Genomic DNA, 15,777 nt, shown 5'->3' on the forward strand with positions numbered 1-15,777 from the left:
AATCACGACTCCTGTTCGCTCGGCATGCGAAGGCGCGGGCGGCGAATGGCTGAGCGCCGCGCCGCGTCAAGGGCGAGCGAAACGCAGAAGATCGCAAAACCGGCGAGGGCGAAGCCGACGCCGACCAGGCTCGTTGAGCGCCATCCATAGCCGGCGGAGATGGTGAGGCCGCCGACATAGGCGCCGAGCGCATTGGCGATGTTGAAGGCTGAATGATTGAGCGCGGCGGCGAGCGTCTGGGCGTCGCCGGCGACATCCATGAGGCGCGTCTGAACGCCCGGCACGAGCACGAAGGCGGTTCCGATCAAAAAAACATTGATGACGGCGAGAACCGCGTGGCCGGAGGTGAAATAAAATAGCCCCATCATGGCGCCGTTCCAGATGAGGCCGCCGCCGATGGTCGGCATCAGGGCGCGGTCCGCGAGCCAGCCGCCAACGATGTTTCCCGCGATCATGCCGGCGCCGAAGGCGCAGAGCGCGAAGGGCACGAGGTGGAGCGGAATGCCGGCGACCTCGGTCAGCGTCGGCGTGATATAGCTGAAGATGGCGAAGAGGCCGCCAGATCCGATCGCGCCAACGCCAAGGGCGAGCCAGACCTGCGGCCGCCGGAAAGCGCCAAGCTCGCGCATGGGGCTCGCCTCGACGTCGGCGGGATCATGCGAGACGAAGAGCGCGACCAGGGCGACGGTGAGCGCGCCAATGGCGCCGACAAGCGCGAAAGCTGTGCGCCAGCCGAGTCCCTGTCCGATCGAGGTCGCAAGCGGCGCGCCGATGAGCGTTGCGACGGTGAGGCCGAGCATGACGCGGCCGACCGCCTGCGCGCGCTTGCCAGGGCCCGCCATCTCGGCGGCGACAAGAGCCGCGACGCCGAAATAGGCCCCATGCGGCAGGCCTGTCATGAAGCGCAGCGCCATCAGTGACGCATAGCCGGGCGCAGAGGCGCTGGCGAAATTGCCGAGCGCAAACACCGCCATTAGCGCCAGCAGAAGCGTGCGGCGCGGCAGCCTTGCGAAGAGAACGGTGATGATCGGCGCGCCGACGACGACGCCAAGGGCGTAGGCGCTGATGACATGGCCCGCCGTCGGGGTCGAGACGCCGACGCCCTCGGCGACATTCGGCAACAGGCCCATGATGGCGAATTCGCCGGCGCCGATGCCGAAGCCGCCGACCGCGAGTGAAAATTCGACCAAAGCGGTTCGCGATGGAGCGGCGGGCGTCCGCCCGCGAAAATGTGCTGACATGCTTGGGCGGCCTTTGCGCGTCTATTTTTAGCGGGGGGTCGCGGCTTGCCCGGGGCAAGCCCGCGATCGGCAGCCTGAGTGGGCGACACGGCGAATCTACACGCCACAACGCCCGTGGCGACCCGTTTTTCCCTGTGTCACGGTGATTTTATTGCAATGCAAAAGAAAGGCCGGATCGGCTTGGCCGGCGTGGACCAATCGCCGCGCCCTTAAGGATCAATTCGGGTCAGGCAGACCTTCGCGTAGCCTTTGGCCGAATGCGACCTCGCTCAGCCCCATCATGATGCGATCCGTCACAGCCGCGCGGGCGATCACCTCCGCGAGGGGAATCGAGGTGTCGATGAGGCCGTGCTGATAGGCGTAGGAGGGCAAAAATCCGTTAAGCAAGACCCGCCAGTCGAGCGGAAATGTCGGCGACAGCGTGCGCAGCATCAGGAAAATGCTCGTCGTGCAATTCGCCGTCAGCGTATTGTAGAATTGCGGGTGGGCCGCGAGCTGGTTCGCGTCGCGGACATATTGCAGCAGCAGCGCGCGCGCCGCCTGCGGCGAGGTTCTGATCCGAAAAAGCCGGACATCCTCATCCTCGGCCTTGCGCAGAAACAGGAAATCGCGCTCGTCGGCGGCGAGAAAGACGAGCTCATATCTTTTGAAGAAGCCGGCGATCGCGGAAAAAGCCTCGCCGCGCTCCTTGCGGATCTCGATCGAGAACATGAGATGGCGTCCGTCCTCGAAGCCAAAACTCACCATCGAATGGGCGATCAGCGGCCCCATGAAATAAACGAGATAGAAATCGACCGAGCTGAGTTTCGCAAGGTCATAGCGCCGTTCTTCCCAATGCTCGGAAAAATCCGTCGGCGAGGCCCAGGTGAAATTGCGCACGTTTTCAAGGGTCAATTCATCGCCGCGCACGATTCCCGTGACGCCATGCGCGACATCGGGAGCGAAGTCGCGGTCATTGCTTGGCAGAATGGTCGACCACCAGCCGAGCAGACCGGCAAAGACGAGCGCATAGGCGATCCAGGCGCCCCGGAGAGGACGCCAGAACACTCCGGCGAGGGTCAGCGCGGCAAGACCGTCGAACAGGGCGATGCCGGCGAGCTTCAACCCGCCCGATAGCGGCAATTGAAACCAGAGCGCAAAGCTCGCCCAGACCGCCGAGCCAAGGAGAAGCACGCAATTCAGGAAAACGCCGCCGCGCCGCGAAAAGCGCCGGAACCGGGAAGCAGTCATGCGCGCGACCCCAATCTGACCTTGGGCCGCACGGTTTGGGGCCGCAACGTCTGGCGCAAAAGGCGCCGCGTCGCGGGCTCTCGCGGCGAAGCTTATGGATCAGGCTCGATAGCAGGTCTCCGGCGGCTGGGGAAGCGCGCCGGAAGCCGGATCGCCAGACGCACAATGAGGCGCTAAAATCGAGGCATCGGCATTTATTCACGTTTATCGGTTAATGTCCCAGGGCAGACACAGAACAGGGCCAGCCATTGACAGATCATCCCGCCCCACACCATGTCGTCGTCGTCGGAGCCGGCTTTGGCGGACTTCAGGTGGTCCATAATCTCGCCGGCGCGCCGGTGACCATCACGATCCTCGATCGGCGCAACCACCACCTGTTTCAGCCGCTGCTCTATCAGGTCGCGACGACCTCGCTCGCGACATCGGAGATTGCGTGGCCGGTCCGTCATCTGGTCTATAAGCGCAAAGAGGTCGAGACCCTGCTCGGCGCGGTCGCGGGCGTCGACGCCGGGCGCCGCAAGGTCCTGCTCGAGGACGGCGCCGAGATCGCTTACGACACGCTGGTTCTCGCCACCGGCGCGCGGCACGCCTATTTCGGCCATGACGAATGGGAGCCCTTCGCGCCGGGCCTTAAAACCCTTGAGGACGCGACGACCATCCGCCGGCGCATTCTGCTCGCCTTCGAGCGCGCCGAGCGCGAGACCGATCCGGCTAAAAAGGCGGCGCTGCTCACCTTTGTCATCATCGGGGCGGGTCCGACCGGCGTCGAACTCGCCGGCACCATCGCCGAGCTGGCGCATGAGAACCTGCGCGAGGACTTCCGCCATATTGATACGCGGACCGCGCGCGTCGTGCTGATCGAGGCGGGGCCGCGCATCCTTCCCGGCTTCAAGGAAGAACTTTCGGCCTATGCCCAAAAGGCGCTCGACCGGCTTGGCGTCGAGGTCAAGCTTGGAAACCCTGTCTCGAATTGCAGCGCGGAGGGCGTTGTCTTCGGCGGCGAGAAGCTGGCGGCGAAGACGATCCTTTGGGCCGCCGGCGTGCAGGCCTCGCGCGCCGCCGAATGGCTTGGGGCGCCGGCCGACCGGGTCGGGCGCGTCATCGTCGATCCCAATCTCACCGTTCCCGGCCATCCGAACATTTTTGCGATCGGCGACACCATCGCGATCAACGGCCCCGACGGCAATCCTGTGCCGGGAATAGCGCCGGCGGCCAAGCAGGAAGGCGCCTATGTGGCCGAGGTCATCAAGGCGCGGCTGCAAGGCAAGCCGGCGCCGGGTCCGTTCCAGTACAAGCACGCTGGCAGTCTGGCGACGATCGGCAAGCGCGCGGCGATCGCCGATTTCGGCTGGATCAAGGTGCGCGGATCGCTCGCCTGGTGGCTGTGGGGCATCGTCCACATCTACTTTCTCATCGGCCTGCGCAATCGGCTCGGCGTCGCCTTGAGCTGGCTCTGGATCTACTTGCTGGGCCAGCGAAGCGCCCGGCTCATCACGCAAGGCAAGCAATGGGCGGGCGAGGATAAGGCTTAGCGCCAGGCTGGGGAATTAGAGAGAACCGGGTCGATTTGAATAGCTGCAAAGTGTGTTTTTTGGCTGTCCGCTTGCGAACCGCGATGGGGGAAAAGGACATTCGGTTCACGGCTGGGTCGGGCCGATGCCGGACTGGCGGGTTTTAGGTGCGTGGCGCGGTAAAGCAGACCTTGGCGCGTGCGGGCGTTTCGCGGCTTCCGGCCCGAAGCAGAAATGGCGATCGGCTGACGGGGGCAGGCGTGAGAAGTTGCTTGTAGCGACGCTCCTCGCGTCCGATCACGGGCGGACCGTGAGGCTGAGGCTTTATTTTAGGATGAATAGCTGACGGAGCGCCATCACGGCGGTTTGGATTTTCGCCACGTCGAGGGATGAATACCCAAAAACAAGGATGTCATCGTTTGGTGCGTCATCGAAATCGAATGCCGCACCGCTCGATAGCGCGTAGACGCCCACGCCAATTTCACGCGCCTTGAGCTGTATCTCCCGTGCTCTGGGGAAATCTTGCGGAAGCTGCCAAACGAGATGCAGTCCGCTTTCGGTTCCCGAAATCTTCGGTTCTTTAAAGTTGGCGTTAAGGGATGCGACGAGGCAGTCCCGCCGCGACATATAGATTTGCCGCAACTTCCGCAAATGTCGGTCAAAATGCCCGTCGTTGATGAAAAATGAGAGCGCACTCTGCTCAAGCCAAGATTGGCCGTTGCTCATTCGCGCCTTAAGCAATCTCGCCTCATCCCATCTTATACGCGGCAATGCGGCAAAACCGATCCGGAGACCGGCCCCCACGGATTTCGAGAAAGTACCGACATAAAAGACGCGCCGCCCGCGATCGAGGCCGGCCAAGGCAGTCAGCGGTGGTCCGTCGTATCGGAAGTCGCTGTCGTAATCGTCCTCAATGATGAAACTGTCGGTTTCATCGGCCCATCGGAGAAGTGCGAGACGCCGGCTTAGGGTCATCACCACGCCCGTGGGAAATTGGTGGGAGGGCGTCACGTAGAGCAGATTCCCGCGCGCGGTCGGAAGACATTCTGTTTGAATGCCTTCTTCATCGACTGGCACTGGATGCAAGGGAAGCGTCGTGCTGTTGAAGAGCATTGACGCGCCCAGGTAGCACGGATTTTCAATACAGAGCTGGCGGGTATGCGACCGCAGGAGGCTCAGAACCAGATTTAATGCATCCTGTCCGCCCCCGGTAACGATGATTTGGTCGTGTGTGATAGCCATGCCGCGAGTTCTGCCGAGGTGGTGGGCGATGGCCTCCCTCAACTCCGGAAGCCCAGCAGGATCGCAATAATCGGTGAGGTAAGAGGTCTCCCTTGAAAGCAATCGATTCACGATGCGCCGCCAGGTCATGAGCGGGAACGCCGTTGGATCAGAGCGGCCCACCCAGAAATCATAGGCTGGCCGTTGGGCGCCGCCGCCAGATGAACCCGCAAAGCAAAGAAGAGGCTCGCTCGATGCTGGCAGTATTGGCCCGTTGTTCTGTGCCGGGCCGCCGTCCTGGATGAGAATCAAGTCGTCGGGCGGGATGGCTGACACATAGACGCCTGCTGTCCCACGGGCCTCGACATAGCCTTCACCGGCCAATCGATCATAGGCGTTCGTCACCGTATTGCGGGAGACGTTAAGTCGCTCGGCCAGGATCCGGCTCGGCGTTAAAGTCATTCCGGCCTTTAGCTGTCCATTCAGAATCATCTGCCGGACCTGTTCGAAGATCTGCGTCTGGAGCGATTTTTCAGTCTTTTGGTCCAAAGAGAGTGTTAGTTCCATTCGCGTTTCCTCTTCCGTTCTCGGCCCCAGCGCGATCCACGGTCGCGGCGCAGGTTCATCGTGCGGCAATGGTAACCGCGCTCGCGCCGCCAAACGTCGTTGCCGAGCGAGGCGCGCCTTGGCGCCATAAAACATGTCACAATTGGCTCTTACGCTAAGCCAATTTTCAAGCTGTTTATCAGCCAAAGAGTGCGCAAAGACAGGTCTCCACGACACCTGTCCCGAAAGCACGGCAACGCAGGGGAGGCGCATATGAACGAGCTTACGAAGCCAAAAACCTTCTTTGGCGGCTGTCCGCATGACTGTCCCGACACTTGCTCGATGATTTTCGAGGTCAGCGGAGGCGTCCTGCAGGGCGTGAGGGGAAACCCCGACCATCCGATGACGCGCGGCGGCCTCTGCGTGAAACTCAAGGATTACGAGGTTCGGCACTATCACCCCGACCGGGTTCTTTACCCGCTTCGTCGTGTTGGGCCTAAAGGATCTAAACAATTCGAGCGCATAACCTGGGACGAGGCGCTCGACGAGATCGTAACGCGCTGGAAGGCGATTATCGCCGATCACGGCCCGCAGGCGATCATCCCCTACAGCTATCTCGGGCATCAAGGGCTCGTGCACGGTCTGAATGGAGGCGACGCCTTCTTTAACCGCTTGGGGGCGACCGTCTGCGAGCGGACATTCTGCGGTGAGGGCTCTTGCACGGCTTGGCTGCTGACCGTCGGCCCAACAGCTGGCCTCGACCCCGAGAGCTACATTCACTCGAAGTACATCGTAATCTGGGCGTGCAATAGCGTCAGCACCAACCTGCATCACTGGGCCATCGTTCGCGATGCCCAGAAGGCGGGCGCCAAGGTCGTCGTTATCGACGCCTACTCCTCGCGCACCGCCAAGGCTGCGGACTGGCACATTTGTCCCAAGCCTGGGACCGATGCGGCGCTGGCGATGGCGCTGATCAATTCGATCATCGAAGACGGTCTGGTCGACCAGGACTATGTCGATAATTACACAAAAGGCTTTGAGGACCTGAAAGAGCGTGCTCGCACCCGGACGCCGGAATGGGCCGAGGCAATTACCGGCGTGCCCGCGGCTGACATCCGCAAGCTCGCTTACGAACTCGCGACCGCACAACCAGCCGCCATTCGGATGGGCGTCGCGCTCGAACGTCATTTTGGCGGCGGCCAAACCATCCGCGCCGTCACCTGTATCCCGGCGCTGACGGGCGCGTGGCGCCATGTCGGCGGCGGCGTAACCCAGTTCCCCGTCTGGGAGCATCCCTACAAGTTCGACGTGATCTGCCGGCCCGACCTCATTCCCGAGGGCACGCGTGTCGTCAACAACCTGCAGATCGGCCGTGCGCTAACTGGTGAACTGCCTCTCGACCCGCCGATCATGTCGATGATGTGCTGGAATTCGAATCCGGTCACACAGGCGCCGGAGACCGATAAGATCGTTCAAGGCCTGATGCGGGACGATCTCTTTTTGGTCTCCGCCGAACACTTTATCTCGGATACGGCATCGTACGCCGATATTGTTCTGCCGGCGTCCATGGGCGCGGAAATGGAGGATATGATCCTGTCGTGGGGACACCTCTACCTCACCTATAATACGAAATGCGCGGACTCGCCCGGCGAGGCGATCCCGAATAATGAGATCTTCCGCCGCCTCGCCGCCCGGATGGGTTTCGAAGAAGAAAACTTCAAATGGACGGATTCGGAGTGCCTTGAGCACTATGTGGATTGGTCTTCACCCGCCTGCGAGGGCATCGACCTTGCCTACTTGCGTCAGCACGGTTTTGCGCGGCTTAAGGTTGGAACCCCTGACGACCGCGCGCCACATCGAGAAGGGAATTTCCCGACGGCCTCCGGCAAATGCGAGTTACGGATCGATGGCGCCAAAAATTTCGTCGCCGGTCCATTCCGGCAGATGTACGAAGGCTTCCAACCTGGCGAGGATTTGGACCCGTTGCCGGACTACGTGGGGTCGCGAGAGTCGCACACGAACGATCCCGAACGAGCCAAGAGGTATCCGCTCAACATCGTCTCGCCGAAGAGCCACGGATTTTTGAATTCGTGCTACGCCAACATGGACCACAAGATTAAAGGCCAAGGCGAACAGTTCGTTTTGATCAACCGGGTCGACGCGGACCGGCGCGCCATCGTCGATGGGGACCGCGTTCAGGTCGCCAACGATCGCGGCGCCTTTAAGGGCGTCGCCCGCATCACCGGCGACGTCAATCCGGGGGTCGTCGTCGCGACGCTCGGCTATTGGCGCCAGCTCAACGACGGCACGGTCAATAGCGTTAGCTCCTCAGCTTTCGCAGACATGGGCCATGCTCCGTCTTTCTCGGACAACCTCGTTGAGGTCACGCGAGCCAACTGAGGTGCCTGGGGACGGTGGGGATCGTTGCGCAGAGCGCAACGGTCACCTACCGGCCGAATCGTTCCCTTTTACGCGGCGGACGCCATGCGGCCGTCGGGCGTCAATGGCCGCTTTCCTCCCCGTCCCGGTCAACAAGGCACTCGGGCGCCGCGTCCGCTTTCGGGAAGCCGGTTAGGATACCTCGGCGGCGGAGATGGGCGCATTCCTTCCGCTCAAGAGATCCGCTTGAAAGACCGCGAAGGGTTGACCGCCGCCGAACGAACGGCGGACGCCGTCACTGAGGCGAACGAGGACGAGGCCGCACGCGCGGAGCGGCAGACTTCGGGACAGGCAAGCGTCCCATGGATAGCGTGTCGCGCCGCCAGCCGAAGGTGATAGGATGCCTTCAAGGCTCGGGAGCGGAGGTATGTTCCTTTTATGGCTGTCAGCTCGCCCGATCTGAAAGCATTCCTGATCTCCACACCTTTCTTCGGTGGCCTCTCGGACGCAAGTCTCGATCTCCTGATCTCAATGCTGGTCGAGCGCCAGTTCGACGTCGGCGCCACTGTCGTGTCGGAAGGAGAGCCGGGGCGCTCAATGTATATTGTTCACGCCGGCGAGCTCGCGGTGACCAAGCTCGGGAATTCTGGGCGCGTGATCCGCATGGGGAGTTTCGGGCCGGGTGATTTTTTCGGCGAAATGACGCTCATCGAAATGGAGAACCGATCAGCCACTGTCGTCGCTGAAAGTCGAACCGTGCTGTACGAGCTCACGGCCCGAAATCTCTACGCGTATTACAAGGCCGACATCCACGCTTACCTGATGGTGATGCTGAATATCAACCGTGAGCTCTGTCGGCGGCTCCGCCGCGCTGACAATCGCATTGCCGAGTTGACAGATGCTTCACGCGAGTGAATGGCGCGGATTCGCTTGGGTTGAGAAGCGTCCAAACGAATTCCCCCATTAACTCAATCCCGACGCTTTGATCTCATAATTGCCTGCAAGTGGCGGCCAGGCGCTATGGGCTGTCTTTACCGGACGGTTTCGCAAGCAAAACCGCATGGGTAGCCTTGTGCTCGAGAGCGCGCTAACTTGCGCTTCGCATTTGTGATTTAGGAGCGGGGTCCGCGGGCGGCAAGCCTGTTTGTGGCGGCGGGGGTTTGATGGGTTGCGTAAGGCGGCGGACCGAAAGGCGTTCCATTTTCGGCCTGATCTTGATGGGCGTCGTCGGCGTCGGCGCGTTCATTGAGGCCGACGTCGCCGTCGCCTTTGACTTCTTCGGGCTTTTTGGCTCGGACGAGCCGCCGAACCCCTCGCCGACGACCCTGCCCTACAAGATCGATTTCGTTATTCAAGGCGAGGATAGCGTCAGGGACGCCCTGCTCGATAGTTCGAACGTTTACAAGCTGAGGCAGGACCCGCCGCCGGATGGGGAAGCTCTGGCGCAGCGGCTGAAGGCCGATTTCCCGCTGCTCGTCGACGCGCTTTGGGGCGCAGGCTATTTTAACGCGCGGATTTTCGCCACCGTGGGCGCGACCCGGCTAGAGCTTGGCAGGAGCGACGGGGAGGCCTTCGCCCGCGCGGCGAACGTCTATCTGAACCGCGCCGTGGTCCCCGTGACGATCACGGTCGAGACAGGGCCGCTTTTTCACCTGCGCGACATCGCCGTGGTCAATTCTACGACGCAGACGCCCTTTCCGCCCGAGGTTCTGCCGCCTTACGTTCTGAGGCTGAACCAGGGCGATCCCGCCAAAGCCTCGGATCTGCGCGACGCCAATGCGCGTCTGATCGACTATTTTCGGGGGCAGTCGCATCCGCTGGTCAAGGCGCCGCTGCCGCATCCGATCGTCAATCACGCGACTTTGACGATGGATGTGACCTATGCCGTCGATCCCGGCCCGAAAGCCGGCTTCGGCGAGGTCTCGGTCAATGGGCCGAACGGCTTTGATCCCTCGATCGTCCGCTCGTTCATCTATCTCGAGCAAGGCCAGCCTTATACGCCGAAGGCGCTGGCGGACACCCGCAAGTCGATCACCTCGCTTCTGGCCGTCGGCGCGGTGCGCATTCGTGAGGGCGACAGGCTCGACGCCAACGGCAATCTGCCGATCTTCATCGACGTCGGCGACCGCGCGAGAAATCTCATCGGCGCGACCGCCGGCTATTCGACGGTCGATGGCCCGACCGGCAGCGTCTATTACGAAAACCGCAACCTCTTCGGCGGCGCCGAAAGCCTGAGGCTGGAAGGCGATATATTCTACGCGCCGCCGATCTATGGCATTTTCACGCCGACCTTCAATACCTTCGGCGGCCCGCAGAATTTCAGCAATGCGGGCATCGGCGGCCGCGTCACGGCGAGCTTCGTGAAGCCGGCCCTCTATGGCTCGCGCGTTGATTTCCTGCTTGACGGCATCGGCGAGGAAAACCGCTCGGGCGGTGGCAGCTTCGGCGGCTACGCTGATCAGTTCGCGGGCGGGACAGCGGCGCTGCGCTACCGCATCAACGAGACGCTCTCCGTTCAGGCCGGGCTCAAATTCGAGAAGGGCGAGGCGACGGACGCGTTAGGGCGGGTCGATTATACGCTGCTCGGCGTTCCTTTGGCGCTGCGCTATGACGGAACCGACAAACTGCTCGACCCGAGCCGCGGCTTTCGCGTAACGGCTCTTGCGACCCCCTACCCTTCGGTTTTCGGCACCGCCGGTTTCACCAAGGCGAGCGTCGCCGCCTCGGCATATTACGCGATCGACGAGGACGCCCATTACATTCTCGCCGGCCGCGCCGGCTTTGGCTCGATCTTCGGCGAGACGGGCGGGCTCGCCGCGATCCCGGCGAATTACCGCATCTATGAGGGCGGCCTTCCGACCGTTCGCGGCTATCGCTACCAGACGATCGGCCCCGCAAACCCCTTCGGCTATACGATCGGCGGCCTCAGCGCCTTCAATGCGACGCTGGAGGCGCGCATCAAGGTGACGGAGACGATCGGCGTCGCCCCCTTTTTCGACATCGGCGGCGCCTTTCGCGACTCCCTTCCCTTCTCGGGGCCCGGCGACACGCGCTTTTCCGCTGGCCTTGGCCTGCTTTACTATACGCCGATCGGGCCGATCCGGGTTGACGTCGCCCGCCCGCTCGATCCGAGGCCCGGCGACTATCCGGTCGTCTTTTATGTCAGCATTGGACAACCGTTCTGATGGCGAGCCCGCGCTTTTCCCTTCACCGGACATCGGCGCTCGCCGTGGCGCTCCTCGTGCTTTTGGGGCTTGGCGTCCTCGCCGCTGGAAGCTACGCGGCCGAGGAGGAAAAAGGGATTCTGGCCGATCTCATCTCGCGCGCGCTTTCGACGCCGGCGAGCCGCGTTTCGATCGGCGCCATCGATGGGGCGCTCTCCTCCGACGCCACGGTGCGCGATCTCAAGATCGCCGATCGCGATGGCGTCTGGCTCAGCGTCAATCGCGTCCGCATCGTCTGGCGCCGGCTTGCGTTGCTGCAGCGCCGGCTCGAAATCGACCAGCTCGACATTGATCAGATGGATATGCCGCGAAGGCCGGTCCCGGCGGAGGCGCCCGTCTCGGGCGAGGATCAGCCGCTCCTGCCGGAACTGCCTTTGCGCGTGGACATCAAGCAATTCACGCTGGCGCGCGCCGATTTTGGCCAGCCCGTGCTTGGCGTCGCCTCGAGCTTTTCGACGGGCGGGAACGCGAAGCTCGGACCGCCCTCTGAAGGGCTGCAGCTGTTTCTCGACGCGCAAAGGCTGGACCGGCCGGCGACGCTGAATGTGCGCCTCAACCTCGTGCCGCAGACGCAGCGCCTCGATCTGATGGTCAATCTTGACGAGCCGGCGGGCGGCATCATTTCCGAACTCGGCAATATTCCGGGCAGGCCTCCGGTCAAGCTCAAGATCAATGGCTCTGGCGTGCTGGACGCCTTCAACGCCAAGCTCGTTTTCGACGCCGGTCAGGGGATTGGCGCGACTGGCGACGCAATGGTCAATCGCGAGGGCGCCGGGCGCAGGCTCGGCTTCAATCTCGCGGCCGAGGCGTCCGGGATGCTGCCAGAGGTCGCCGCCCCGGTCTTTGCCGGAACGACCAGGCTCACCGGCGCGGTCTTGTTCGCAGATGACGGCGCCGTCTCAATCCAGGGGATCAACCTCGCTGCGGCGGCCGCGCGGCTCGATATTACGGGCGCCTTGTCCGCCGCGCAGATCGCCGATATCAGGGTTTCGGCGCAAAACACGCCGAGTACAGAGGGCGGCGCCCTGGCGAAGGACGTCAGGATCAAGCGCTTCGCTTTCGACGCGCATATTGCCGGGCCGCTCGATGCGCCCGAGATCGCCTCGACGCTCGATGTCGAGGACGCCCGCCTCCCGAGCGTTTCGCTTGGCCGGCTCGAGGCCAATCTGACGATGACGCCGAACGGATCAATCGCCAATACCTCGACGCTGCTGAACCTCTCCGCGGATGCGCGGGTAAAAGGGCTGGAGCTGGAAAATCCGGCGCTGGCGCAGGCGGTCGGCCGCGAGGCGCGCTTTACCGCGCGCGGCGTCAGCACGACCAGGGGCGTCATTGATTTTCAGACTTTTGAACTGAAGTCCGAGACGCTCTCGGCCGGCTTCAAGGGCCGCGCGGGCCGGGCTGAATTAAGGGGCCGTCTCGAGGTTTCGGCGCCCGACCTTGCGCGCTTCGGGGCGGTCGCGGGTCTTGCGCTGAAGGGCGAGGCGACGCTCAAAGCCGATCTCGAAGGCACGCCGCGCTCGAACCGCTTTACGGCGCAAATCGACGCTGCCGCCGATCGCTTCGCGACCGGTATCACGCCGGTCGACGGCCTCTACGGCGGCAGCCTTACCCTCGCCGGGGGCGTCAGACTCGACGCCGATGGCGGCTTCGGCTTCAGCGATCTGCGCTTGACGGGGCCGAACGCCAGCGCCCGCGTCGATGGCGCCGTGACGCCCAAATCGGCGGACCTCACGGCGCTGCTGAGGATTCCGGAGCTGTCGAAGGCCGACAAGCGCACGACGGGACGGGCTGAGATCGCGGCGCATGTGACGGGCGCGCTCGCGCAGCCGGATGCGACGGCGACGATCAGCGTGCGTGACGCGAGCCTGCTCGGGCGCCCGGTTCCGCGATTGGACGTCGTCGCGAAGGCGACCAATCTCAGGGACGCGCCCGACGCCCATCTCACGCTCGATGGCGAAATCGACCGCAAGCCGGCGCGCGGCGCGGTCCACATCGCGCGCCCGAAGGAGGGTGGCGTCGTCATCGACGGGGCGGATGTCGCGATCGGCTCGGTCACGGCGCAGGGCGGCGTCGCGCTCGACCCGGCGCATTTCGCCGCCGGGCAATTCAGCCTTCATGCGAAAAATCTCGATGATCTTTCCGCCCTCGCCCTGGAAAAGCTGTCGGGCTCCCTCGACGCCGAGGTGAGCCTCGCCCACGCCGACACGCGTCAGGACGCCGCCATCAAGGCCAATGCGGAAAAAATCGGCGGTTTTGGCCTCGGCCTCGACAGGCTCGCAGCCGACCTCGCCCTCACGGACGTTTATCGCCACCCCATCGTGTCGGGCTCGCTCGCAGCGGACGAGGCGCGCTTTGGCGGACAGACGATTTCCCGCGTCAGGCTCAATGCTAAAGCCGGCGCGGACGCCAGCGACATCGCGCTGAGCGCGGCGGCGCGGGGCTTCAATCTGGATATGCGCGCGAAAGTCGTCGCGGCCGATCCGGTACGGCTGGAGATCGCGAAATTCGAAGCGACGCGCGGGCGCGACAGGATCGCCCTCGCCCAACCCGCCGCCATCGTGATCAGGGACGGCGGCGCGGACTTCCGCAGTCTGACGCTCAGCCTCGACGGCGGCCGGGTCACGATCGACGGGCGCGCTGGCCCACAACTTGATCTCAAGGTGCTTTTCCGCGCCATCCCCTTGTCGGCCGGCGATGTTTTTTCCCCCGGACTTGGCCTGTCCGGAACGCTTGAGGGGGAGGCGACGATTGGCGGTGCGCCCGCCGCGCCGACGGGCCCTTATCGCTTCAGAATTTCGCAGCTCGCCGCGCCACAAACACGGAACGCCGGATTGCCGCCGATCGACGTCGACGCGAGCGGGCGGCTCGAGGGAACACGCACGACGCTCGAAGCGACGCTCAAGGTTGGCCAGTCGGGGGCGCTCCGCGTCTCCGGCAGCGCGCCGCTCGCGGCGTCGGGCCCGCTCGATCTCGGGCTGAAGGGCAATCTTGACGCCGGCGTCGCCAACCGGTCCTTATCCACGGCCGGGCGGCGCGTCACCGGGGCGATCGCGGTCGAGGGCCGGCTAACAGGAACGGCGCAGCAGCCGAGCGCATCGGGGTCGGCGACGCTGTCCAATGGCGCGTTCGAGGACGCGATCCTCGGCATCCGGCTCACCGCCATTCATGCCCGCCTCGTCGCGCAGGGCGATCATGTGACGATCGAGAACGCCTCCGCCGCGACGCGCAATGGCGGCGCCATCACGGCGGGAGGCTCGATCCGGCTGGATCCCGCCGGCGGCTTTCCGGGCGACATTCACGTCAGGGGCCAGAACGCCCAGCTTGTGCAAAGCTCGCTGGCGACGGCGGAGCTGAACTTCGACATCAATCTCTCAGGCCCGCTGGTGCGGGATCCGCGCGTCGGCGGACGGATCGACATTTTATCGCTCGACATTCCGATCCCCGACCGGCTGCCGGGCTCGTTGCAGCCTCTGCCGGGAACGCGCCACATTGATCCGACGCCGACCGCCGAGGCGCGGCTCGCCATCGCCGCCAAAGCCAAACGAGGCAGGGGCGCCGCGGCGTTCAACGCAGCGCTCGATCTCACGATCGACGTGCCGGGCCGTATTCGCGTGCACGGACGCGGGCTTAACGCTCAGCTTGGCGGCAATTTACGCCTGACAGGCACATTGGCCCAGCCAGATCCCGTCGGCGCCTTTCATCTGATCAGCGGCGATCTCAGACTCTTAACCTCGGACCTCGATTTTACGCGGGCCAATCTCACCTTTGCCGGGGATCTTTCGCCCGAACTCGACTTTCTGGCGACGACGCAGGCGGGCGGCGCTTCGGTCAGCGTCGCCATCACTGGCGATCCGTCGGACCCGCAATTCGTTTTTACCTCCAGCCCCGATATGCCGCAGGACGAGATTTTGTCGCGGCTGCTGTTTGGCGCGCCGTCTGGTCAGCTTTCGCCGACGCAGGCCCTGGCGCTCGCGCAGGCCGCGGCGATCTATTCGGGCGGCAATGACGCGCTTGAGGGCCTGCGCCGTTCGCTGGGGCTTGGGACGGCGAGCCAATCGAACAATCCGTTAAGTAAATTTCTCGGCGATCGCGTCAGCCTTGGCGTTCACACAGGCGCGACCGCCGCCGAGACCGGGGTCGGGATGAACATCACGATCTACAAGCAATTGAAGGCGAGAGGCGTGATCGATGCGACGGGCAATGTCTCGGTCGGCGTCGGCGCCGAACATGAGTGGTGACGCCTTTTCCCAATCCCGCGGGCGCGGGTCAGGCTGCTGAAACGAGGCGCAAGCGCGCCGCCGCCTAATCCCTGGGCGCCACGGGCAAGCCGTCCGCAACGCAGGTTAAGGAATATCAATTTCAGCCGTTATTTCTCTTGTTATGCTAAAGGGAGACTGGCCATAGTTGAGGAAATGACGACAT

Annotated in this window: 8 protein-coding genes; 5 read left to right on the forward strand and 3 right to left on the reverse strand. The window is 63.5% G+C overall.

Annotated elements, in window-relative coordinates:
- Positions 1–2: 2 nt before the first annotated feature.
- Both SIN04_RS15175 and SIN04_RS15180 read right to left on the reverse strand, forming a co-directional pair.
- Positions 3–1,241 (reverse strand): MFS transporter, encoded by a 1,239-nt coding sequence (locus tag SIN04_RS15175; RefSeq protein WP_134490522.1) that lies wholly within the window; start codon positions 1,239–1,241, stop codon positions 3–5.
- Positions 1,242–1,457: 216 nt separating this feature from the next.
- Positions 1,458–2,471 (reverse strand): DUF4105 domain-containing protein, encoded by a 1,014-nt coding sequence (locus tag SIN04_RS15180; protein ID WP_134490524.1) that lies wholly within the window; start codon positions 2,469–2,471, stop codon positions 1,458–1,460.
- A 248-nt stretch (positions 2,472–2,719) separates the two neighbouring features.
- Between SIN04_RS15180 and SIN04_RS15185 the strand changes: the two genes are divergently transcribed.
- On the forward strand, positions 2,720–4,003 hold the full coding sequence (locus tag SIN04_RS15185; protein ID WP_341264025.1) for an NAD(P)/FAD-dependent oxidoreductase: 1,284 nt from the start codon (positions 2,720–2,722) through the stop codon (positions 4,001–4,003).
- A 303-nt stretch (positions 4,004–4,306) separates the two neighbouring features.
- On the opposite strand, the gene SIN04_RS15190 is transcribed toward SIN04_RS15185, so the two are convergent.
- Complete coding sequence (locus SIN04_RS15190; RefSeq protein ID WP_341264026.1) at positions 4,307–5,770, reverse strand: PLP-dependent aminotransferase family protein; 1,464 nt, start codon at positions 5,768–5,770, stop codon at positions 4,307–4,309.
- Between the two features lie 252 nt (positions 5,771–6,022).
- Between SIN04_RS15190 and SIN04_RS15195 the strand changes: the two genes are divergently transcribed.
- The 4 genes from SIN04_RS15195 (at position 6,023) to SIN04_RS15210 (ending at position 15,593) form a co-directional block, all read left to right on the forward strand.
- Positions 6,023–8,149 carry a molybdopterin-containing oxidoreductase family protein gene (locus SIN04_RS15195; RefSeq protein WP_134490532.1) on the forward strand — a complete coding sequence of 709 codons (2,127 nt, stop codon included), beginning with the start codon at positions 6,023–6,025 and terminating at the stop codon, positions 8,147–8,149.
- A gap of 417 nt (positions 8,150–8,566) precedes the next feature.
- Positions 8,567–9,043, forward strand: a complete 477-nt coding sequence (locus tag SIN04_RS15200) for a Crp/Fnr family transcriptional regulator (RefSeq protein ID WP_134490534.1) — start codon at positions 8,567–8,569, stop codon at positions 9,041–9,043.
- Positions 9,044–9,291: 248 nt separating this feature from the next.
- Positions 9,292–11,313, forward strand: coding sequence for an autotransporter assembly complex protein TamA (locus SIN04_RS15205; RefSeq protein WP_134490536.1), 2,022 nt, complete (start codon positions 9,292–9,294; stop codon positions 11,311–11,313).
- The gene (locus SIN04_RS15210; protein ID WP_134490538.1) at positions 11,313–15,593 is read left to right on the forward strand and encodes a translocation/assembly module TamB domain-containing protein; all 4,281 of its coding nucleotides are present in this window, start codon (positions 11,313–11,315) and stop codon (positions 15,591–15,593) included. Before SIN04_RS15205 ends, SIN04_RS15210 begins: the two co-directional genes overlap by 1 nt.
- The last annotated feature ends 184 nt before the right edge of the window (positions 15,594–15,777 follow it).

It is taken from the genome of Methylocella tundrae (assembly GCF_038024855.1).
In the GTDB taxonomy this organism is placed as follows: Bacteria; Pseudomonadota; Alphaproteobacteria; order Rhizobiales; family Beijerinckiaceae; genus Methylocapsa; species Methylocapsa tundrae.